Annotated in this window: 17 protein-coding genes; 9 read left to right on the forward strand and 8 right to left on the reverse strand. The window is 58.2% G+C overall.

Annotated features, from left to right (window positions below; genetic code table 11):
• The first annotated feature begins 2 nt into the window (after positions 1-2).
• The 8 genes from QZ862_RS07390 (at position 3) to trxA (ending at position 14,006) form a co-directional block, all read left to right on the forward strand.
• Complete coding sequence (locus QZ862_RS07390) at positions 3-278, forward strand: HPr family phosphocarrier protein (protein ID WP_296016080.1); 276 nt, start codon at positions 3-5, stop codon at positions 276-278.
• Between the two features lie 130 nt (positions 279-408).
• The gene (gene ahcY, locus QZ862_RS07395; protein ID WP_296077760.1) at positions 409-1,809 is read left to right on the forward strand and encodes an adenosylhomocysteinase; all 1,401 of its coding nucleotides are present in this window, start codon (positions 409-411) and stop codon (positions 1,807-1,809) included.
• Between the two features lie 204 nt (positions 1,810-2,013).
• The gene (locus QZ862_RS07400) at positions 2,014-4,599 is read left to right on the forward strand and encodes a PAS domain-containing sensor histidine kinase (RefSeq protein ID WP_296098678.1); all 2,586 of its coding nucleotides are present in this window, start codon (positions 2,014-2,016) and stop codon (positions 4,597-4,599) included.
• Positions 4,596-6,113, forward strand: a complete 1,518-nt coding sequence (gene tsaE, locus QZ862_RS07405; RefSeq protein ID WP_296098681.1) for a tRNA (adenosine(37)-N6)-threonylcarbamoyltransferase complex ATPase subunit type 1 TsaE — start codon at positions 4,596-4,598, stop codon at positions 6,111-6,113. Before QZ862_RS07400 ends, tsaE begins: the two co-directional genes overlap by 4 nt.
• A 10-nt stretch (positions 6,114-6,123) precedes the next feature.
• Positions 6,124-6,843 (forward strand): nucleotidyltransferase family protein, encoded by a 720-nt coding sequence (locus QZ862_RS07410; protein WP_296098683.1) that lies wholly within the window; start codon positions 6,124-6,126, stop codon positions 6,841-6,843.
• Positions 6,844-6,865: 22 nt separating this feature from the next.
• The gene (gene addB / locus QZ862_RS07415) at positions 6,866-10,042 is read left to right on the forward strand and encodes a double-strand break repair protein AddB (protein WP_296098684.1); all 3,177 of its coding nucleotides are present in this window, start codon (positions 6,866-6,868) and stop codon (positions 10,040-10,042) included.
• Positions 10,032-13,610, forward strand: a complete 3,579-nt coding sequence (gene addA, locus QZ862_RS07420) for a double-strand break repair helicase AddA (RefSeq protein WP_296098686.1) — start codon at positions 10,032-10,034, stop codon at positions 13,608-13,610. Before addB ends, addA begins: the two co-directional genes overlap by 11 nt.
• 75 nt (positions 13,611-13,685) lie before the next feature.
• Positions 13,686-14,006, forward strand: coding sequence for a thioredoxin (trxA, locus tag QZ862_RS07425; RefSeq protein WP_296016098.1), 321 nt, complete (start codon positions 13,686-13,688; stop codon positions 14,004-14,006).
• A 66-nt stretch (positions 14,007-14,072) separates the two neighbouring features.
• On the opposite strand, the gene QZ862_RS07430 is transcribed toward trxA, so the two are convergent.
• The 8 genes from QZ862_RS07430 to QZ862_RS07465 form a co-directional block, all read right to left on the reverse strand.
• A complete protein-coding gene (locus QZ862_RS07430; protein WP_296098726.1) occupies positions 14,073-15,416 on the reverse strand; it encodes a folylpolyglutamate synthase/dihydrofolate synthase family protein in 1,344 nt (447 codons plus the stop codon).
• 37 nt (positions 15,417-15,453) lie between these two features.
• Positions 15,454-16,347 carry an acetyl-CoA carboxylase, carboxyltransferase subunit beta gene (gene accD / locus QZ862_RS07435; RefSeq protein WP_296016100.1) on the reverse strand — a complete coding sequence of 298 codons (894 nt, stop codon included), beginning with the start codon at positions 16,345-16,347 and terminating at the stop codon, positions 15,454-15,456.
• A gap of 168 nt (positions 16,348-16,515) precedes the next feature.
• Entirely contained in the window at positions 16,516-17,343 is an 828-nt protein-coding gene (gene trpA, locus QZ862_RS07440) for a tryptophan synthase subunit alpha (protein WP_296016103.1), read from the reverse strand.
• A 1-nt stretch (position 17,344) separates the two neighbouring features.
• Complete coding sequence (gene trpB, locus QZ862_RS07445; RefSeq protein WP_296016105.1) at positions 17,345-18,565, reverse strand: tryptophan synthase subunit beta; 1,221 nt, start codon at positions 18,563-18,565, stop codon at positions 17,345-17,347.
• A 2-nt stretch (positions 18,566-18,567) separates the two neighbouring features.
• Complete coding sequence (locus QZ862_RS07450; RefSeq protein WP_296098728.1) at positions 18,568-19,221, reverse strand: phosphoribosylanthranilate isomerase; 654 nt, start codon at positions 19,219-19,221, stop codon at positions 18,568-18,570.
• 117 nt (positions 19,222-19,338) lie between these two features.
• On the reverse strand, positions 19,339-20,106 hold the full coding sequence (locus QZ862_RS07455; RefSeq protein ID WP_296016198.1) for a M48 family metallopeptidase: 768 nt from the start codon (positions 20,104-20,106) through the stop codon (positions 19,339-19,341).
• Positions 20,107-20,153: 47 nt separating this feature from the next.
• The gene (locus QZ862_RS07460; RefSeq protein WP_296098688.1) at positions 20,154-21,389 is read right to left on the reverse strand and encodes a polyhydroxyalkanoate depolymerase; all 1,236 of its coding nucleotides are present in this window, start codon (positions 21,387-21,389) and stop codon (positions 20,154-20,156) included.
• Between the two features lie 141 nt (positions 21,390-21,530).
• Positions 21,531-22,373: a fumarylacetoacetate hydrolase family protein gene (locus QZ862_RS07465; protein ID WP_296098692.1), complete on the reverse strand. Its 843-nt coding sequence runs from the start codon at positions 22,371-22,373 to the stop codon at positions 21,531-21,533.
• 132 nt (positions 22,374-22,505) lie between these two features.
• Here QZ862_RS07465 and QZ862_RS07470 point away from each other — a divergent pair, with 132 nt between their 5' ends.
• Positions 22,506-23,105, forward strand: coding sequence for a nitroreductase family protein (locus QZ862_RS07470; protein ID WP_296098694.1), 600 nt, complete (start codon positions 22,506-22,508; stop codon positions 23,103-23,105).
• Positions 23,106-23,124: the final 19 nt, after the last annotated feature.

Below are 23,124 nucleotides of genomic sequence, written 5' to 3' on the forward strand. Positions count from 1 at the left end.
CTATGTCCTCACTTTCGCGGGAATTGCTGATCGTCAATAAGCGCGGCCTCCATGCCCGCGCCTCCGCGAAGTTCGTGCAGATGGTGGAAGGCTTCGATGCCGCCATTACCGTCTCCAAGGATGGCATGACGGTGGGCGGCACCTCCATCATGGGTCTCATGATGCTGGCCGCAAGCCCTGGCTGTACGGTGCTGGTAGAAGCGAGTGGCAATCAGGCAGAACAGGCGCTCGCGGCACTCGAGGCGCTGGTTGCCGATCGATTCGGCGAAGAACTTTGATAACCATCATATAAAGACATAAAGACTTCTTTATATCATTATTGCCAGATGAGCCTTTGCCTGTTAGAAACGCAGCCTGAATTGCAAGGCAGCGGCACGGTTCCCTGCCAATTTTGAGCAGGAGATCTTTATGAGCGCTGACAAGGACTACATCGTCGCCGATATCAACCTTGCCGACTACGGCCGCAAGGAACTGGACATTGCCGAAACCGAAATGCCAGGCCTGATGGCTTGCCGCAGCGAATTTGGCCAGAGCAAGCCGCTCAAGGGCGCTCGCATCTCCGGCTCGCTGCACATGACGATCCAGACCGCCGTCCTGATCGAAACTCTGAAGGAACTGGGCGCCGATATTCGTTGGGCATCCTGCAACATCTTCTCGACGCAGGACCACGCGGCCGCTGCGATCGCGGCTGCCGGCATTCCGGTCTTTGCCGTAAAGGGTGAAAGCCTGACCGAATATTGGGAATATACCGACAAGATTTTCCAGTGGACCGACGGCGGCGTCTCCAACATGATCCTGGATGATGGCGGCGATGCCACCATGTACATCCTGCTCGGCGCGCGCGCGGAAGCCGGCGAAGACGTTTTGTCGAACCCAGGCTCGGAAGAAGAAGAAATTCTTTTCGCCCAGATCAAGAAGCGTCTTCAAGCGTCGCCAGGCTGGTTCACCAAGCAGCGCGATGCCATTAAGGGCGTGACCGAAGAAACAACCACAGGCGTTCATCGTCTCTACGATCTCAGCAAGAAGGGCCTTCTCCCCTTCCCGGCGATCAACGTCAATGACAGCGTCACCAAGTCGAAGTTCGATAACAAGTATGGCTGCAAGGAATCGCTGGTTGACGGCATCCGTCGCGCAACCGACGTCATGATGGCCGGGAAGGTTGCTGTCGTCTGCGGTTACGGCGATGTCGGCAAGGGTTCGGCTGCTTCGCTTCAGGGCGCTGGCGCCCGCGTCAAGGTCACCGAAATCGACCCGATCTGCGCGCTTCAGGCTGCCATGGACGGTTTTGAAGTCGTTCGTCTGGAAGACGTCGTTTCTTCCGCCGACATTTTCATTACCACCACCGGCAACAAGGACGTCATCCGCATCGAGCATATGCGCGAGATGAAGGACATGGCGATCGTCGGCAATATCGGTCACTTCGATAACGAAATTCAGGTCGCTTCGCTGAAGAACCTGAAGTGGACCAATATCAAGCCGCAGGTCGACATGATCGAGTTCGCCAAGGGCAACCGCATGATCCTTCTGTCGGAAGGCCGCCTGCTGAACCTCGGTAATGCCACCGGTCACCCCTCCTTCGTCATGTCGGCCTCCTTTACCAACCAGGTGCTCGGTCAAATTGAACTCTTCACCAAGCAGGGCGAGTACAAGAACGACGTATACGTGCTGCCGAAGCACCTCGACGAGAAGGTCGCTCGCCTCCACCTCGAAAAGCTTGGCGTGAAGCTGACCGAACTTTCCGACACGCAGGCAGATTATATCGGCGTGTCGAAGACGGGTCCGTTCAAGGCAGAACACTACAGATATTGATTCCATAGTTAATATCCACATCAAATACACCACATCTAGGTATCGCGGACTTGACAAAGTCCGCGATTTCTTTTTTGGCCCCGCCCTTCCCGGAAATTTGCTGAGGCGGTATTGTCTCAAGACTTGATTCGTGTGGGCGGATGCCCATGCGAAAATGGGATGTCTTGTCGAAGATGCGGCACATAGGACGGAGACAGACCGGGGATGTCGGTGAAAAAAGCAAACTCGCTTCAGCGGGTGACAAAGGACGTGGAAACCGGCGGCGATCAGACGCCCGGCATCGAGCGACTGCGCAGTTGTCTGACGACGGTTGCAGGCGCACTGCGCCGCAAGATTCGCGCTGTCTCCAGCCTTCTTGCCGGAACTGCCTTGAGCACTTTTGCCACTGCGGTCCAGGCGCAGGACGGCGCACTGATCCAGAGAGGCGGACGTCTCTTCTCTTCCGGCGAAACCATCACCTACTCGATCTTTATCGGCGTGGTATCCGCGACCCTGTTTTCCATCGTCTGGCTGGTGCGCCAACGCGGCAATATCGAAGCCGAGGTCAACGAGTACCGCACGGCACTTTCTGAGGCGCAGAACAAGATTTCCAAGTATGAGGCGCTGATTTCCGACAAGTCGCGCCGGATCGTGATTTGGGAAGAAACCGGCGAGCGACCGGAATTCCTCGGTCAGTTGCCGCCTGAGACTGGCGTTCCCGCTGCCGATAGTGACTTTCTGGCCTTTGGCCGCTGGCTTCGGCCAACATCCGCCGCTCCTCTGGAAAAGGCAATCGAGATGCTGCGCAGCCAGGCGCAGAGCTTCGATCTCACCATCGAAACACAGCGTGGCGAAGTCATCGAGGTCCAGGGACGCGTGTCGGGAGGCAAGGCTTTTGCCCGCTTCATCGCGCTCAACAACATGCGCGCCGAACTGGCGGAGTTGAGGGTAGAGCGCGAGCGGCTGCTCTCCTCCATGTCGACTTTCCAGGAGCTTCTCGATTCCATCGAACAACCTGCCTGGCGCAGGAACAATGAGGGCGCCCTGATCTGGGTGAACCATGCCTATGCGATTGCAGTCGATGCCACGACGCCCCAGCAGGCAATCGCCGAACAGCGCGAATTGCTGAACACGGTGACGCGTCAGAAGATTCGCGCCACCGCGACGCCGGAATCGCCCTATCACGACCGGATCTCCACTGTTGTTTCCGGCAACCGCACCTTCTTCGACGTGGTCGATATCAAGACACCGGGTGGTTCTGCCGGGATCGCTATCGACGCGTCCGATGCCGAGACAATCCGCGAGGAGTTGAAGCGCACGCTGAAAAGCCATGCGGAAACGCTCGATCACCTAGGAACGCCTGTCGCGATATTCGACGGCGAACAGCGTCTGCAGTTCTACAATCAGGCCTTCTCGCGGCTTTGGGGATTGGATCTCGTCTTCCTGGAATCGAAACCCGGCAATTCCGAGCTTCTTGATCGTCTTCGCAGCGCCGGTAAACTGCCGGAGCAGCTCAGCTGGAAGAGCTGGAAAGAAACCGCACTTTCGGTCTATCGCGCACTCGATACCCAGACCGACCTCTGGCACCTGCCCAACGGTCAGACGCTGCGCGTGATTGCCACCGCGCATCCGCAGGGCGGTGCCACCTGGGTGTTCGAAAACCTGACCGAACAGGTCGATCTTCAGACCCGCTATAATACGCTCGTCAAGGTTCAAGGTGAGACCATCGATCATCTCGCCGAGGGTGTCGCGGTTTTCGGCGCGGATGGGCGCATTCGTTTGTCGAATCCGGCTTTTCGGGCGCTGTGGGCTATTACCGCAGAAGAGGCAGAAGCGGGCAAGCATATCCGCGCTATCGAGGCCGCATGCTCGCAGTCCTATGAAAAGCCGGATGGATGGCGCGCCTTTGCGCAGTTCATCACCAGTTTTGACGACGAGCGGCACTCCAAGCAGGGAACGCTTGAGCTTCTTTCCGGATTGGTGCTCGATTACGCGGTGATCCCGCTACCAGACGCGCAGACGATGCTGACCTTCGTCAACATGACGGACAGCGTGCGGGCCGAACGCGCCTTGAAGGAAAAGAACGAGGCACTGCGCAAGGCCGACGAGTTGAAGAACGATTTCGTCCAGCATGTTTCCTATGAGCTGCGATCGCCGCTGACCAATATCATCGGCTTTACCGATCTTCTCAAGACGCCCGGCATGGGCGAGCTGAACGATCGCCAGGCGGAATATCTGGACCATATCTCGACCTCTTCTTCGGTGCTTCTGACGATCGTCAACGACATTCTCGATCTCGCTACCGTCGATGCGGGCATCATGCATCTGAATTACTCAGAGAGCGACCTGAACGAGCTCCTGGATGATGTGGCCGTGCAGATCACCGATCGGTTGCAGGAAAGCAGTGTTTCTCTGGAAATCGTCGCACCTGCACATCTCGGCTCCATCGTCGCGGATCACCAGCGGCTGAAGCAAATCCTGCTAAAGCTTCTGACCAATGCCGTGAATTTCGCGCCCGAAGGGTCGGCAGTCCGCCTGACATGCCAAAGAAGCGAAGGCGACTTCGTTTTCTCCGTCGCAGATGAAGGTCCTGGTATTCCCGAGGACATGCTGAAAACAGTTTTCAATCGCTTTTCGACCGGCGGTCAGGGTGGACGGCGCACGGGTGCCGGGCTTGGCCTTTCCATTGTCGAGAGCTTCGTGAGCCTGCATCACGGCACCGTTACGCTGGACAGCCGCCCCGGCGAAGGCACCGTCGTAACCTGCCGCATTCCCTCGCACGATCAGCCGCAGTCCATTGCCGCCGAATGAGTGACGAGACGCTTTCCATCTCGCTCTTCCTTGCAGATGAAGCCGATACCATCCGGCTCGGTGAGGAGTTGGCACTTGCCGTTAGACCCGGCACTGCCGTTGCACTCGTGGGCGATCTTGGCGCCGGCAAATCGACGCTGGCACGCGCTCTGATCCGGGCGATTGCAGATGATGCCGAGCTTGAGGTACCGAGCCCGACCTTTACCATCGTCCAATCCTATGCGCTTCGCTTTCCCGTCGCGCATCTCGATCTATACCGCCTCTCGGACGTGTCCGAGCTGGATGAGCTAGGCATCGACGAGATGCTGTCCGACGGCGTCTGCCTGATCGAGTGGCCGGAGATGGCAAGCGATGTCCTGCCAAAAGCATCGACGATTCTGCTACGTCTGACGCATGAGCAAGACGGCCGGCGCGCTATGATTGAAGGGTCGCGACGCCATATCGAGCGGCTTGAACGGGTCTTCGCCATTCGCCGCTTTCTGGAGCGGAATGGCAAGTCGAGTGCTACCCGGCGCTATTTCAGTGGTGACGCCGCCTATCGCACCTACGAACTGGTGCGCGATAATAACGATCAATATCTCTTGATGGACTGGCAGCCACAGCCGCCCGGCCCCGCCCTTCACAATGGTAAATCCTATTCGGAGATCGTGCATCTTGCACGCACGGTCGAGCCGTTCGTTGCGCTTGATCTTTATCTTCAGAGCGAGGGCTTCGCATCGCCGGAAATCCTCGCCTTGGATATGAATGAAGGCATCCTGCTTTTGAGCGATATGGGACGCGCAGGTGTTCTGGATGCCGATGGCGCTCCGATCGAGGAGCGCTACATCGAAAGTGCTGCTTGTCTGGCAGCCCTGCACGACAAGTCGATGCCCCAGGCAATCCCGCTGCCTGATGGCACTGGTTACGACATTCCACGCTTCGATGCCGATGCGATGAAGATCGAGACCTCGTTACTGCTGGACTGGTATCTGCCCCACATCAATGACGGCAAACCGACCGCGGATTCCAAGCGACAGGATTTCTTCGCTGTCTGGGATCGGTTGATCGCCAAGCTTGACGATGTCGAAAAGGGACTCGTCCTGCGGGATTTTCATTCGCCGAACATCATCTGGCAGCAGGATAGACCAGCGCCTCGCAACGTCGGCATTATCGACTTTCAGGACGCAATGATCGGTCCAACAGCCTATGATCTGGCCTCTCTGGTGCAGGATGCCCGCGTCACCATCCCGCCGGATCTGCAGGCACGGATCATGGAACGGTACTTGGATATCCGGCGCAAAAACCCCGCTTTCGATGAGCGCGTATTTCTAAAAGCCTTCGCCATCATGGCGGCGCAACGCAACTGCAAACTTGTCGGTGCTTGGGTCCGGCTTTTGAAGCGCGACGGCAAGCCGGGCTATATGAAGCACATGCCGCGCACCTTCACCTATATGCGCGCCGTATTGGACCACCCCGATCTTGCGCCGCTGCGCGACTGGTTTTCACGCGCGGACATAGACCTCAACTCTCATTGAAGTTTTTCCCATGACGATCACACAAGCGATGGTTCTGGCGGCGGGTCTCGGCACGAGAATGCGCCCGATCACCGACACGATCCCCAAGCCACTTGTAAAGATCGCCGGCAAATCGATGATCGATTACGTGCTCGATCTGCTGGTCGAAGCCGGCGTGGAGACCGTATCCATCAATGTCCATCACCATGCAGACCAGATGGTCACACATCTTGAAGCGCGTCGCGACCTCGAAATCCTGATCTCGGATGAGCGGGCGGAGTTGATGAATTCCGGCGGCGGCCTTGCCAAAGGGTTGAAACTGCTAACGCCTGGACCGGTGCTGGTGATGAATGCGGATCTGTTCTGGGTCGGGGAACAGCAAGACCTTCCCACCAACCTGCAGAAACTTGCGGCGGGTTTCGATCCTGCCCGCATGGATATGGCGATGCTCTGCGTCGATATGGATCGCACGACCGGTCATAACGGCAAGAAGGATTTCAACTTCGCAGAAGATGGTCACCTGACCCGGTATCAGGAAGGCCAGCCGCACCCGGTCGTCTATGCCGGCGCGATTGCCATGGATTCGCGATTGCTGGAGGACGCCCCAGAGGGCGCGTTCAATCTCAACATCTATTTCGATCATGCCATTGCAAAAAACAGGCTTTACGGCGTGATGCTCGACGGTCAATGGATTACGGTCGGCAAGCCGGATGCTATAGAGGATGCGGAGCGCACCATCGCTGCTGTCTGATCCTTGATAGAAAGTCGAACCATTGGCGCATGCCAAACGCATCCTGACCATCGCGCCGGGAACACCCTTCCTTAAGACCCTGGCGCAAAGCCTGTGCGACGGGACGCTCGTGAAGGACTTTGCCTACGATCCCGCCGATCCGCTGTCACTTGCCCGCGTCACGGTCTATGTGCCGACACGGCGTTCGGCCCGTGTGCTGCGCTCCGAATTCGTCGATATTCTCGGCGGTCGCTCGGCCATCCTGCCCGTCATCCGACCGCTTGGCGAGACAGATGACGACAGCGGCTATTTCGATATCGAAACGCCTGCGACCATCGATCTTGCACCCCCGATTTCCGGCACGGCGCGGCTGGTGGAGCTTGCGCGGCTAATCCTTGCCTGGCGAAACAGTCTGCCGGACGCCATTCGTGCCATCCACTCCGATTCGCCGCTCGTTGCACCCACAAGCCCGGCGGATGCCATCTGGCTGGCGCGTGCGCTTTCCGAAGTCATTGACGCGATGGACACGGAAGACCGGGAGTGGGAGGCACTCGCCGATCTCGATACAGCCGATCATGCGCAGTGGTGGCAGTTGACGGCGGATTTTTTAAAGATTGCCAGCGTCTTCTGGCCTGCCCGACTTGCCGAACTCAATCGCTCCTCTGCCGGGCGTCACCGCAACGCCATTCTGCGCGCCGAAGCCGAACGACTGAAGAAGAGCGCCAGCAGCGATCCCATCATCGTTGCCGGTTCCACCGGCTCCATTCCCGCTGCGGCGGATCTGATAGCCGCCGTCGCCTCGCTGCCGCATGGTACTGTCGTGCTACCCGGTCTCGACCGCGATATGCCTGAAGATCAGTGGCAGGCGATCAATGAAGCGCCGGATGACGCGGCAAGCCGAACCCATTCTCAGTATGGACTCTTCATTCTGTTGCAGAAGCTCGGCGTTTTGCGTCGCGATGTGGAGCAGATCGGTGCGGTGGATGATGATCTGAAAAACCGCGCTGCCGTCTTTTCTACTGCGCTTGCTCCGGTGCGAGCAACAGCCGAATGGAATGAATGGCGCGCTCATAAATCTGCGGACTTCTTCCAAAATGCCTTTTCCGCAGCCTCGATGATAGAGGCAGCTAACGAGCGTGAAGAGGCCACCGCTATCGCCATTGCGCTGCGGCTTGCGCTGGAAAAGCCTGGCGCGAACGGACCGTCGCAAGCAGCCCTCATCACACCAGATCGCGGACTTGGCCGACGTGTTGCGACGGAACTTGCCCGCTTCGGCATCGAAGCGGACGACTCCGCCGGTACGCCGCTCTCCGCGACGCCACAGGCCGGCCTTCTGCAACTGGCGCTGGAAGCGATCTTGCGGCCGGGGGATCCGGTGGCGGTCATTTCGCTGTTGAAGCACCCGCTCTGCCGCTTTGGTATGAGCGAGCAGCAAATCATGCAGGCTGTGGCAGCGCTCGAGCTTCTGGCACTGCGTGGTGGGCGTGAAGAGACAACGCTCGGCACTCTCGATAAACTTCTGGCGCATCAGATCACGCTTCACGCTGAGGACCATCATCCGCCGCATTGGCGCACGGCTCTGTCAGAAGACGCGCACCTCGTTGCCGCCGATCTGGCAAACCGCATCAGGTCGGCCATAGAACCGCTGGAACAGGCCTTTATCCACCGCGATCCGATCCGGGGTCGGCTGACCTCTCGACTGACGCTGGCCGATTGGGCGGAGCGGTCGGGCCGTGTGATCGAGGCGATATGCCTTGATGAGGCGGGCGATCTGGCGAGCCTCTGGTCTGGTGAAGCAGGGGAAAAGCTATCCAGTCTTTTTGCCGAGCTTTTGGACTGTGGCAATGCGCTTGAGGCGGATGGTCCGCAATGGATCGATATCGTGGCGGCCTTTGTCGCGGGTGAATCGATCAAGCCACGGGCCATGCGTCATCCACGTGTTTTCATCTTCGGTGCTTTGGAGGCACGCCTTCAGAGTGTCGATACGGTGATTATTGGCGGGTTGAACGAGGGGGTCTGGCCGGGTCAGACCGCCAACAATCCTTTCTTGTCGCGCAGCATGAAAACATCCATCGGGCTTGAGCCGCCGGAACGGCGCATCGGACAGCTCGCGCATGATTTCGAGATGGCAAATGGTACACGCCACATCATCTATAGCCGGGCGTTGCGCCAGGGTTCGACACCTGCCGTTGCGTCACGCTGGCTGCAAAGGCTGTTGGCGCTCGGTGGCGACGAGCTGGCCAAGACACTTAAACGCAAAGGTGAATCCTATCGGCATTGGGCCGCCATGCTGGACGAAGGTAACACTCAGGACGCAGCCCGGCGACCTTCTCCGACCCCGCCTGCCGATCTGCAACCGAAGAGCTACTCTTTCAGCGAAGTCGGGCGGCTGCGTCGTGATCCTTATTCTATCTATGCCCGGCGCATTCTGAAGCTCGATCCGCTGGACGAGTTCAACCGTGATCCTGGCGCTGCCGATCGCGGCACGCTCTACCACCGCATCATCGAACTTTATTCGCGCGAAGACCATGTGCCCGGTACACCCGCATCGGAAAACGCGATGATGCGCGTATTGAACGCGTGTTTCGATGAGGAAAATCTGCCCGCACATATCGATATTGTCTGGCGACCGCGCTTCGTCGCGGTGGCGCGGGAGTTTCTCAACTGGGAGAAGGATCGCCGTCCCTTGGTGCGCCGCTCCTATGTGGAGGCCCGCGCCGGACAGGAAATTCCCGAAGCCGGTATCCGACTGACGGGCGTAGCCGACCGGATCGATATCAAGACCAATGGCAAGGCGGATATTGTCGATTACAAGACGGGTCTTTCCCCTACGGTGAAACAGGCCCGCTCTCTTCTCGATCCGCAACTGGCGCTCGAAGCCGCAGCCCTGATGCGCGGCGCTTTCCGCGATACTGGCACGCCAAAGCCAGAAGATCTAATCTATGTGCGCCTTCGGCCCGGAGAACGCTTCGGTACTGATGTCGTGAACAACGAAAATACAAAGGCTACCGCGAAGACCGTGCCGAAGAGCGCAGTGGAGCTGGCAACGGATTCCATCGACCAACTGACCAAGTTCATCAAAGCGCTACGCGAGGGCAAGAACGGCTTCGTGTCGCGACTGATCCCGGAAGAACAGCAATCCTATGGTGGCGAATACGACCATCTTGCGCGCGTTTCCGAATGGTCCACCGCAGAACCGGGAGATGGCGATGGCGAATGATCTTTTCGAATACGCCGCCGAACGGGCGCTTGATCATGGCCCGGCGCGCGACGAGCCCAATGCCTGGATCGACTGGACAACACAGCAGCAGACCCGTGCGTCAGATCCGAAAAGCTCGGCATGGGTGTCGGCCAATGCGGGCTCGGGCAAGACGCATGTCTTGACGCAGCGGGTAATCCGTCTGTTGCTGGCCGGTTGCCGTCCGTCCGCCATTCTGTGCCTGACCTATACCAAGGCTGCCGCATCGGAAATGTCGAGCCGCGTCTTTGATCGCCTCGCGGATTGGGCAACGCTTTCCGACGCGGCCTTGAAGGAGCGCATCGCCTCCATTGAAGGGCGGATACCGGATGCAATCAAGCTGAAGGAGGCGCGCCGTCTTTTCGCCAAGGCGCTGGAAACGCCGGGTGGACTGAAAATACAAACGATCCACGCCTTCTGCGAAGCGCTGCTACACCAGTTTCCGCTGGAAGCGAACGTTGCCGGTCACTTCTCGGTTCTGGATGATCGCGCTGCGAGCAGCCTGCTTGCCGAAGCACGCCGCAGCCTATTGACCGCCGTTTCTCTGGAGCGCGACACGCCACTGGCACAGGCGCTCGCCTATGTGCTGGATCTTGCCGATGAGACGGGACTGGAAGCGCTGCTGGGCGCCATCGTGGCCAATCGTAACCCTCTGCGCGGCTTTCTCGAAGAGGCCGTCCGCACCGGTGGGATCGATGCGGCGCTCCGACGCCATGCAGGCATCGGCGCGAGTGAAACACTTGAGACAACTGCTATCGCCTATTGGCCGCTTCCGGGTCTGTCCGGTCTTTCGCTCGATACCTATCTGGCGCTCTCCGACGAAAAGGGCGGCGCGCGTACCCATGAAGTATCCTATGCGCTGAGGGAAGCAGCGAGAGAGACGGATGTCTTCAAGCGCATCGCCTTTATCGAAAGCGCCCTCCTGACCCAGAAGGGTGAGCGCAAATCCGATGCCTTTGTCATCAACAAGGCGATGCAGACGGCAGCGCCAAATCTTCTGGACGACCTGACGCTTGCACGCACCCATGTCGTTGCCTGCCGCGACCGGTACCGGACATTGCGCATGTTGGAGGCAACTAGACATGCTTTGACGCTGGCAGACCGGCTGATCGGCGATTTCGAGGATCTGAAGAAGCAGCGCAGCCAACTCGATTTCGAGGATCTGATCGAGCGCGCAGCCACCCTTCTCAACCGCGATACGGCGGGCGCCTGGGTGCATTACAAGCTGGATCAGGGTATCGACCATATTCTCGTCGATGAGGCGCAGGATACGAGCCCGGTGCAATGGTCGATCATCCAATCGCTGGCGGCGGATTTCTTTTATGGCGAAACGGCGCGCGCCGGTCAGCGCACGCTGTTTGCGGTGGGGGATGAAAAGCAGTCCATCTATTCCTTTCAGGGCGCCAGGCCGGAGCGATTTTCTCAAGAGCGTGAGGAGACGGCACGGCGTGTGACTGCCGTCCAGCAGACATTTCATCCGGTCCGCCTGCCGCTATCCTTCCGTTCCACGGCGGATGTGCTGGCTGCGGTGGATCAGGTCTTCTCCCTGCCCGAAAATGCCGCGGGTCTCAGCGCCGACAATGAGCCCGTTGAGCACCGTTCCAACCGCCTCGGCCAGCCGGGAACGGTGGAAGTGTGGGATATGGTCGCCGCCGAACCGGTGGAGGACGAGGAAGACTGGACGGCACCCTTCGACGCGCTGCGCGAAAGCGCCCCGCCCGCCATCGTCGCGCGCCGGATCGCAGCGCGCATCGCGGCGATGATCGGCACGGAAACGGTGATTGAGAAAGGCGTGGAACGCTTCATCGAGGCGGGAGACATTCTTGTTCTCGTGCGCAAGCGCCACGCTTTCGTCAACGCGCTGACACGCGAATTGAAGCAGCGCAAAGACATTCCCGTTGCCGGCGCCGACCGGTTACGACTGACCGACCACATTGCCATTCAAGATCTTCTGGCGCTTGGACGCTTCGTGCTTCTCCCACAGGATGATCTTTCGCTCTCCGCCCTGCTGAAAAGCCCCCTCTTTAACCACAACGAAGACGATATTTTCGATCTCGCCGCCAAGCGTCCGGAGAAAACCAGTGTGTGGGATCACCTGCAACACTTCATGCAGGAGGACGGCAGTCGTTTTGCCGGGACGCTGAAAACACTTTCCAACCTCATTGCCCTCTCCCGCAGCGCGACGATCCATGATTTTTACGCGGCGGTGCTGACCATACATGAAGGCCGCAAACGCTTCCTTGCCCGGCTTGGTAACGAAGCCAGCGACGTTCTAGACGAATTTCTCTCCTTTGCACTCGATCATGAAAAGACCGGCCTTCCCGGACTGCAATCCTTCATTTCCGTGCTGGAGACCGATGCACCGGAAATCAAGCGCGAGCAGGACAAGGAGCGCGGCGAAGTTCGCATCATGACGGTTCACGCCTCCAAGGGTCTTGAAGCGCCGGTGGTATTTCTGGTCGATGGCGGCTCGAAGGCATTCATTCCAAGCCACGTTCCGCGATTGCGCTTTCTCGAATCCAAGGAAGCCGCCTTTCCTGTCTGGCTGCCCGGAAAGAGTTTCGACAATACCCTGATCGACCATGACGACAGTCGTTTGAGAGATGCAGCAGAAGAGGAGTATCGCCGCCTTCTCTATGTTGCCATGACGCGTGCTGCCGACCATCTGATCGTCTGCGGTTATCGTGGGCCAAAGGAAAATCCGGATTGCTGGCACCAGATGATCAAGCGGGCGCTCGCCGCCGACGAAAATCGCTGCGCGCCTTATCAGTTCGAGGCGGGCGGCGAAGCTTGGGACGGTCTGCTGTGGCGAATGAATGCACAGGCTCCAAGAGCAATTGCGCAGGCAGATACCGTGCCGAGTTTGACCCCAGAGGCGCTTCCAGCGTCGCTGATGCAACCGCTGCCACCGGCCCCTGCCCTTCCTCGGCCACTCAGTCCCTCCGGTGCAGGAACGATCGTCGATGACGGCGCGGACGATCTTCTCATCACCTCTCCGCTTTTTGCCAAGCCGGAAACATCGTCAGGCCTTGCGCTGCAACGCGGTCGGCTTGTGCATCGGATGCTTCAGACGCTGCCGGAATATCCTGACCATGAGCGGGAAGATGCAGCCCGCCGCTATGCAGAGCGTGCAGCACGCCATTGGCCGGACAGAGAACGCGAAAGGCTGATCCGCACCACGCTTGCGGTTCTTGCCGAACCGGCGATCCAACCCGCCTTTGCCGTCAACAGTCGCGCGGAAGTGTCTATCATGGGAACCTTGCGTCTTGGCAGGCAGGACTTTGCCGTTTCCGGTCGCATCGACAGGCTGGCAGTAGACGGCGGGCGCGTCATTCTGGTGGACTACAAGACCAACCGGGTGCCACCGGCCAACGAGAACGCCATCCCGTTTTCCCATATCGCGCAGCTTGCGATCTATCGCGAAATCCTGAAACCGCTTTATCCGGACAAGTCTTTTACCTGCGCGCTGGTCTACACGGAGAATGCATCCTTTGTGACGGTCAAGAACGAAGCACTGTCACAAGCCCTTGCCGCCATCTCGACAAAGTGAGATACCGGACATTGAAAATGTGTCCCTCCCGCATCACATGAATGCCGAACAGATTCACTGAAAGGAGAGCCAATTATGGCTACCGTGAAAGTCGATACCTCCAACTTCCAGTCTGAAGTTCTGGACTCCGCCGAACCCGTCGTCGTGGACTTCTGGGCGGAATGGTGTGGCCCGTGCAAGATGATTGCACCGAGCCTCGAAGAGATCGCAACTGAACTCTCCGGCAAGGTAAAGGTCGCAAAGCTGAACATCGACGAAAATCCTGAGCTTGCCGCTCAGTTCGGCGTTCGTTCCATTCCTACCCTTGCTATGTTCAAGGGCGGCGAAGTGGCCGACATCAAGGTTGGCGCTGCTCCCAAGACCGCGCTTTCTGCCTGGATTTCCAGCGCCGCCTAATCGTTTGCTATACGCAAGGTAAAAAGCCCGGCTCTGCCGGGCTTTTTTCGTGAGATCATTCGCGCATTATTGCGGCGGGGTGCCGTTCAGCGCCAAGGCATTGCCCGCAAGATAAAGCGATCCGCCGATCAGGATTCGTGGCGCGGGCTTGGCCGGGTCGAGGCGCTTCCCCAATTCTTCCAGAGCCTCTTCAATCGATGAAGTGGGTGCCGCCGTCAGCCCGGCATCGAAGACGGCATGGGCCAGCACCACCGGATCTATTGCCGCATCCGAGCCGTGGATGGGCACAGTGAAGACGTATTCAGCGATGCCTGCGAAGGCCTTGAAGTAACCCACCTGATCCTTGGTGTTGATCATTCCTGCTATCAGCACCAGCGGACGAGCACTCTTCTCTTCGAAACCGGCCATAGCCTCGGCAATGACTTCGCCGGCACCAGGGTTGTGGCCGCCATCGATCCAGATTTCGCTGCCTTTTGGCGCGAGATCGAAGATGCGGCCACGCGTGATGCGTTGCAGACGGCCAGGCCATTCAACCGAAGTCATGGCCTTCTCGATCATGCGGTCGGTGACGATGAATCCCGCTGCCTTGACGGCACGAATGGCAGCCGCGGCGTTGCCCAATTGATGACGGCCCGGCAGGCGCGGCAGCGGAGCGTCGACCAAGCTGAACTCGTCCTGATAAACCATGCGGCCATGTTCTTCATGGGCGGAAAAATCCTGCCCGTAGACCGCCGTCGGGCATTTCAGCCGCTCGGCAGTGGCAATCAGCACATCGAGTGCCGCATCATATTCCTGATGGCCGATAACGACCGGCGATCCGGTCTTCACGATGCCTGCCTTTTCCGCCGCGATCAGTTCGACGCGATCGCCGAGATAGGCCTGATGGTCGAGCGAAATCGGCATGATGACCGACACGGCGGGATTGGAGATGACATTGGTCGCATCGAAGCGGCCGCCAAGACCCACTTCCAGAACCACGACATCGGCCGGCTGTTCGGCAAAGAGGACGAAGGTGACGGCGGTGAGGATTTCAAACACGGTTATGTGCTGGCCTTCATTGGCCGCTTCCACGCGCGCCAAAGCATCGGCAAGCATGGCGTCTTTGACCAGCCGACCGGGAGCGCCGGCGACGCCGATACGGTAGCGCTCATTCCAGTTCACCAGATGGGGCGAGGTGTGGACGTGAACGGCCAGACCCGCGGCTTCCAGAAGCGCACGGCTGAAGGCCGTGACCGAGCCTTTGCCATTGGTGCCCGCCACATGGATGACGGGCGGCAGGCGCTTATGCGGATTGCCAAGCTTTTCTAGGAGGCGGATGATCCTGTCCAGCGACAGATCGAAGCCCTTGGGGTGAAGCTGCATCAATCTTTCGATGATGCGTTCCGCCTCGCTCATGTCAGGCTTCGTCATATCCGTCATCCACCCCTCCGGAGCGCGTTCGATGGCTTTAGGCCGTGGCTGCCAACGGCAGAGTATCCTTAGATGCGTTGGCCGGTGCCTTCGTCATGATCTTCAAGAGATTGGCGAGTGTGTCCGGGATCGCGTGTCGATCGACGACCATGTCCACCATGCCGTGATCCAACAGGTATTCGGACGTCTGGAAGCCCTCCGGGAGCTTTTCGCGGATGGTCTGTTCGATGACGCGCTTGCCAGCGAAGCAGATTTCAGCGCCCGGTTCGGCGATGTGAACGTCACCCAGCATGGCGTAAGATGCCGTTACGCCACCCGTCGTTGGGTTAGTGAGGACGACGATGTAGGGCATGCCGGCTTCTTTTAGCATATTCACCGCAACGGTCGTACGCGGGAGCTGCATCAGAGAAAGAATGCCTTCCTGCATGCGGGCGCCGCCAGAGGCGGGAAACATGACAAGGGGGCAGCGTTCCGAGATGGCGCGCTCGAACGCTTTCACGATCGCTTCGCCTGCGGCAATACCGAGCGAGCCACCCATGAACTGAAACTCATGCACAACCGCGACGATCTTCAGGCCTTGCAGCTTGCCCACACCTGCAAGAATCGTGTCTTCCTGCTCGGTCTTTGTGCGGCTGTCGCGCAGGCGATCGGCATATTTCTTGGAATCGCGGAACTTCAAGGGGTCCTGCGCAACCTTGGGCTGGGGAAGCGCTTCGTACTCACCGCCATCGAAAAGATCGGCAAGACGGGCCTTTGCCGGCATTTTCATGTGGAAGCCGGAAGCGGGAATAACCCACTTGTTCTCTTCCAGATCCTTGTGGAAGACCATCTCGCCAGTTTCCGGGCACTTGATCCAGAGATTTTCCGGGGTATCGCGGCGGCCCAGCATGGAATTGATCCGTGGGCGTACGTAATTGGTAATCCAGTTCACGTTCTTTACTCCTGACTGTCCCCGCTGAACCGATGATCCTTCGGCAGCAGTTGAGCGCAATGGCGACGCATCTCTGCGACTTCGACCGAGTTCCGCTCTTCTTCTTCTTTTACATTCAAAATCAGAATGGCGATTTCAAGTCGATCATGACCTGACATCGCCCCGATGTCATGCGCGCGAGGCGCGGACACCCGTCGAAAGCCCCTTTACCAAGGTCGTTACCGCGGGCACGGTGTCGTTCGTTGCCTTACCATCCTTGGTGAGGCTCAGCGCGATCTGGTTGACGATGGCCGAACCGACCACGACGCCATCCGCCACCGCACCGATTGCCTTGGCATGATCGGCAGTCTTGACGCCGAAGCCGACGCAGACAGGCAGATCGGTATGCGACTTGATCCGCTCGACAGCACCGGAAATCGTCGATGGATCGGGCAAGGCCGAGCCGGTGATGCCGTTCATCGAGACGTAGTAGACGAAGCCCGACGTATTTTTCAGAACGGTCGGAAGACGCTTCTCGTCGGTCGTCGGCGTTGCCAGACGAATGAAGTTGACGTCTTTCTGGACTGCGGGAATGCACAACTCGTCATCCATCTCCGGCGGGAGATCGACAACGATCAGTCCATCGATGCCAGCCGACAGTGCATCGTCCAGGAACTTATCGACACCGTAAATGTAGATCGGATTGTAGTAACCCATCAGCACGATCGGCGTTTCATCATCCTGCTTGCGGAATTCGCGTGCGAGATCCAGCGTCGTTGCCAGCGTCTGTCCACCTTTCAGCGCGCGCTGGCCAGCCATCTGGATCGCCGGGCCATCGGCCATCGGATCGGAAAACGGCATGCCGAGTTCGATGACATCGGCACCGGCTTCCGGCAGCGCCTTCATGATGCCGAGCGAGGTTTCGAAGTCCGGATCGCCGCCCATGAAATAGGTTACGAGGGCCGGACGATTTTGCGCACGCAGATCGGCAAAGCGCTTGTCCATACGTGCAGTCATATCAGAGTCCCATTCCCAGAATTTTACCGACCGTGAAAATGTCCTTGTCGCCGCGGCCACAGAGATTCATCAGAATGATCTCGTCCTTGCCCATCTTCGGCGCGCGCTTGATGACTTCCGCCAAAGCGTGGCTCGGCTCAAGTGCCGGAATGATGCCTTCCGTGCGCGTCAGCATCTGGAAGGCGTCGAGTGCCTCATTGTCCATGATCGGCACATATTCGACGCGTCCGGCATCCTTCAGCCAGGAGTGCTCAGGCCCGATGCCCGGATAATCGAGACCGGCGGAGATCGAATGACCTTCCTTGATCTGGCCGTCACCATCCTGCAGCAGATAGGTGCGGTTGCCATGCAGAACGCCCGGTGAACCGGCGGTTAGCGAAGCACAATGCTCTTCGCCCTCCAGCCCCTTGCCGCCCGCTTCGACGCCGACGATCTTGACGCTCGTGTCATCGAGAAACGGATGGAACAGGCCGATGGCATTGGATCCGCCACCAACGGCGGCAACCAGCATGTCCGGCAAACGGCCTTCCAGCGCCAGCAGCTGCTCACGCGATTCCTTGCCGATGACCGACTGGAACTCGCGCACCATTTCCGGATAGGGATGCGGGCCGGCAGCGGTGCCGATCATGTAATAGGTGTCGTCGACATTGGTGACCCAGTCACGCAAAGCCTCGTTCATCGCGTCCTTCAGCGTGCCGTGGCCTGCCGTCACCGGCTTTACCTCGGCGCCGAGAAGCTTCATACGGAAGACGTTAGGCGCCTGACGCTCCACATCGGTCGCGCCCATATAGACCACACAAGGAATGCCGAAACGCGCGGCAACCGTTGCGGAGGCAACGCCGTGCTGACCGGCACCGGTTTCAGCAATGATGCGTGTCTTGCCCATGCGCTTGGCGAGCAGAATCTGGCCAAGGCAGTTGTTGATCTTGTGCGAACCGGTATGATTCAACTCGTCGCGCTTGAAATAGATCTTCGCACCACCGAGTTCAGCCGTCAGCCGCTCGGCGAAATAGATCGGGCTTGGGCGTCCGGTATAGTGCGTATTGAGATGCTCAAGCTCCGCCTTGAACTCCGGATCGTTCTTCGCCTTTTCCCACTCGGCCTGCAGGTCGAGGATCAAAGGCATCAGCGTTTCGGCAACGAAGCGGCCTCCGTAGATACCGAAGCGTCCGTCCTCATCGGGACCGGCGCGAAACGAGTTGGGTTTCAGCGTTTCGTTCACTTTCAAACTCCCTGCAGCCTAGCCGATCGAACCGCATCAAAAAATGCGTCGATCCTGGCCAAATCCTTTACACCAGGCGCGCTTTCCACACCCGACGATACATCCAGTCCGCTTGCTCCGGTTTTTGCCAAAGCCTCGGCAACGTTATCCGCGTTCAGACCTCCGGAAAGCATGTAATTCACGCTCTCGTCAAGAGAATGCAGAACACTCCAATCGAAGGAGACGCCATTGCCTCCCGGCAATTCGGATCCGGCGGGCGCCTTGGCATCGAACAGGAAACTGTCCGCGATCCCGATATAGGGATCTATCTTGGCAAGATCATCGGCGTCACGAATAGAAAAAGCCTTGATCACCGGCAGGCCGTAAAGCGCCTTGACGCTGAGCACACGTTCCGGGGTTTCGCTTCCATGGAGCTGGAGGATATCGGGTTTCAAAAGATCGATGATCTCATCAAGCTCGTCATTATCGGCGTTAACGGTGACGGCAACGACTTTGACGCTGCCGCGCACGGCATCCGCCAGCTTACCTGCGATATCCAGCTCGATGTTGCGCGGGCTCTTCTCGAAGAAGATGAAACCGATATGCGTCGCCCCACGCCGAACCGCGCGTTCAATGGCTTCCGGCGTTTTCAGCCCGCAAATCTTGATGTCCGGCATACTGGCACTTTTCATGACTGGGACGTGACACGAAACGCCTTGCGAGTCGAGCCAAAATGCGGGCGAAGCGGACATGCGAATAAATGTTTCACGTGAATCCAAACCTGCAATTGCAGACTAGTCAAAATCGATAGCATGAAGTTGCGAGCCGTTCTGCTTCAACCATGCTTTCGCCTTCTCCATCTCGGGGCAGAGCTTCTTGCACAGCGCCCAGAATTTCGGGCCGTGATTCATCTCTTTAAGATGTGCCACTTCGTGGGCGGCCAGATAATCGATCACGCTTTCCGGCGCCATAACGATGCGCCAGGAAAAACTCAGGTTCCCTTCATGCGAACAGGAACCCCAGCGGCTGCGCGTATCTTTCATCGAGATCGAGCGCACTGGCCTGCCAACTGCCTTTGAATGGATGGTAACAAGTCGCTCCAGATCGGCCCGGGCTTCCTTCTTCAGGAAAGTCGCAACGCGCCGGCCTGTATGTTCAGGTAACCCACTCACCTTCAGCAGAGGCTGACCGTCCTCATCTTGAGTGATATGGGTTACGCCGCGCATTGAACCCGAGTGCCGGATCGTATGGAGCGTACCACGGATGGAAATGGACGCCCCGTCATTCATTCCCGTCGGCGCAGAAAACTTTGCAAATTTGGTTTCAAGCCATCCTTGATGACGATCAAGAAACATATCGACCTGCGCATGGTGGAGGCCATAAGGGATCGTCAGCTTCAGCGCCTTGCCGCCTGGTTCGATGCGCAGCGTAATACGCGTTGCCCGCTGGTTTTCCTTGATCGTGATCGGCACGTTGCGCCCGCCCACCTCGACCGTGCGCTGGGTATGCGCCGGTTTGCGGGAAGACGGTGATTTCAGGGACTTTCGAAGCAGCGAAAACATGGACACGGTCATAGCCCGTCTCGCCGCGAAAAGCCATCCGCTCTCGTTCAGGGCCGGCGCTGATGCGTCTGAAAAAAAGCTATCATTTGCGGCACGATTTCATTGCGAAAGCGAGAGCCGTTGAAGACGCCGTAATGGCCGACATCCGGCTGCATATAATGGCGACGTTTGTCGGCTGGCAGGTTCAGGCAAAGATCATGTGCGGCCCTGGTCTGCCCGACACCGGAAATGTCGTCATTCTCTCCTTCCACGGTAAAGAGCGCGACAGTACGAATGGCAGTTGGATCAACCACCCTGCCCCTGTGCATCATCATGCCTCTCGGAAGCGCGTGCTCGATGAAGACGGTTTCGACTGTCTGAAGGTAGAATTCGGCGGTCAGGTCCATAACGGCGAGATATTCGTCATAGAATTCCCGGTGCTTTTCCGCCGAATCGCCGTCATTCTTCACGAGGTTCAGATAGAAATCCTTGTGCGCCGTCATGTGCCGGTCGAGATTCATGGACATGAAGCCGGAAAGTTGCAGGAAACCCGGATAGACCGCACGTCCGAAGCCCGGTTGCGGCCATGGGACGGACATGACGACATTGTCGCGAAACCAGTCGATGGGCTTGGCCTTGGCGAGCTCGTTGACGGCAGTCGGATTGATGCGCGTATCGATCGGCCCGCCCATCAAGGTCATTGAGGCAGGCGCAAAGCCGTCCTGATCCGCCTCCATCAGCGCAACGGCGGCGAGCACCGGAACCGAGGGCTGACAGACAGCCACCACATGCGTGCCATTACCAAGGTGATGCAGCATCTCGATGATGTAGGAGATGTAATCGTCCAGATCGAACCGGCCTTCGGTCAGCGCAACTGTGCGGGCGTCGATCCAGTCGGTTACATAGAGATCCGCGTGCGGCAGGAGCGCCTCGACCGTGCCACGAAGGAGCGTGGCATAGTGGCCAGACATCGGTGCAACCAGCAAAACTTTTGGATCGTCCAATCGATCTTCAGGCAGATTTCGATTGAAATGGATCAGTCGGCAAAAAGGTTTGGACCAGACGATCTCTTCCGACACATCGACAGCTTTGCCACCGATCTCAGTCTTCGCGATGCCAAATTCGGGCTTGCCATAGCGGCGCGTCATTCGCTCAAAGACTTCGAAACCTGCATCGAGGCTGCGGCCAAAAGCGGTGTTGGACAGGGGGTTGAGAGGGTTGTTGCAGGCCTGACGCATTAGATCAGCGCTGGCGCGCAAAGGTGCCATGGCCGCATGGTTCATTTCATAAAGATGATAGAACACGAATAAACGCCTCCCGTCGTCATCGTCGTCTTTTGTGACAGTCTAGCATCTTTTCGCAGTTGCACAAAACGGCTTGGTTCACCCTGCCCTCTTCTCCAGCGAAATGCGAAGGGCAAGGACAGGGATGAACCGCCTCGTTCGTTAGATATCGGCGACGAAAGTTTGCTTTTGAGTCCCAAGACCTTCGATGCCGAGCTCGACAACATCGCCGGCTTTGAGGAAGCGCTGCGGCTTCATGCCAAGGCCAACGCCTGGAGGCGTGCCGGTGGAGATGACGTCGCCCGGATGCAGCGACATGAACTGGCTGAGATACGACACGACATTGGCAACGCCATAGACCATGGTCTTGCTGGAGCCGTTCTGCATGGTCTCACCATTCACCTTCAGCCACATACCAAGGTTCTGCGGATCGGCGATCTCATCCTTTGTAACGAGCCATGGACCGATCGGGCCGAAGGTGTCGCAAGACTTGCCCTTTGTCCACTGGCCCTGGCGCTCCGTTTGGAAAGCGCGCTCAGAGACGTCATGCGAGACGCAGTAGCCAGCGACGTAATCCAAAGCATCAGCTTCCGACACGTATTTCGCTGTCTTGCCGATAACAACGCCGAGTTCGACTTCCCAGTCGGTCTTTTCGGAGCCGCGTGGAATGACGACGTTGTCATTCGGTCCCACGATCGCTGATGTCGCCTTCATGAAGATGACCGGCTCGGACGGAACAGCAGCGCCTGTTTCGGCAGCGTGGTCGGAGAAGTTCAGACCGATGCAGATGAACTTGCCTGTGCCGGCAACGCATGCGCCGATGCGATCTTCGTTTAGAACTGGCAACGTGGACAAATCCAGTGCTGCGATTTTCTTCAGGCCTTCCGGTGAAATCGCTTCCCCGCCTATGTCTTTCACGTGGCCTGAGAGATCGCGGACTTTTCCTTCCGCATCAAGAATGGCGGGCTTTTCGTGGCCGGGTTGACCGACGCGCATCAGTTTCATGGATCTCTCCCAGTTGTCAGACAAGATGATGCATATATGAACGAACTATTTATCCTTGTCACCCCTTGACCATGAAGAGGCCGCAAAAATACGATCGCATCTGCCTTCCTCTCCTATTGATAAGGACACATCATGACGACCAGCAATTCGCGTGACACAGATTACCCCGTCGATCCTCTTTTCCTCGATCGCTGGTCCCCTCGCGCTTATGACGGCAAGCCAATGCCGAAGGACGATGTGCTGACCATTCTCGATGCCGCGCGTTGGGCACCTTCGGCTTCCAACCAACAGCCTTGGCGTTTTGTCTACGGGTTGAATGGATCGGCTGAGTGGGAGAACTTTATTGGCCTTCTCATGGAGGGCAATCAGCGCTGGGCCAAGAATTCCTCTGCCCTGATCGTCATTCTGTCGCGTACTTACAATCTCCGCGACGGTGAAAAGAAGCCAGCGGCGACGCATTCCTTCGACGCGGGCGCGGCCTGGTTTGCTCTCGCAATGCAGGCCCACAAGCTTGGCTATCACGCCCATGGCATGGCAGGCATATTCAAGGACAAGATCCTTGAGCAACTGAATGTCCCGGAAGGTTATGCCGTTGAAGCCATGGTTGCTATCGGCAAGATCGCGCATAAGAGCACGCTCCCTGACGACTTGGCAGAACGCGAAGTCCCGAGCAAGAGGCTTGCGCTGTCGCAGATCGCGTTCGAAGGCAAGTTCACGGGCAACGCGGACTGACTTGCAGGGATTTACCGAT

The sequence above is a fragment of the uncultured Agrobacterium sp. genome (genome assembly GCA_913777615.1).
Lineage (GTDB): Bacteria > Pseudomonadota > Alphaproteobacteria > Rhizobiales > Rhizobiaceae > Agrobacterium.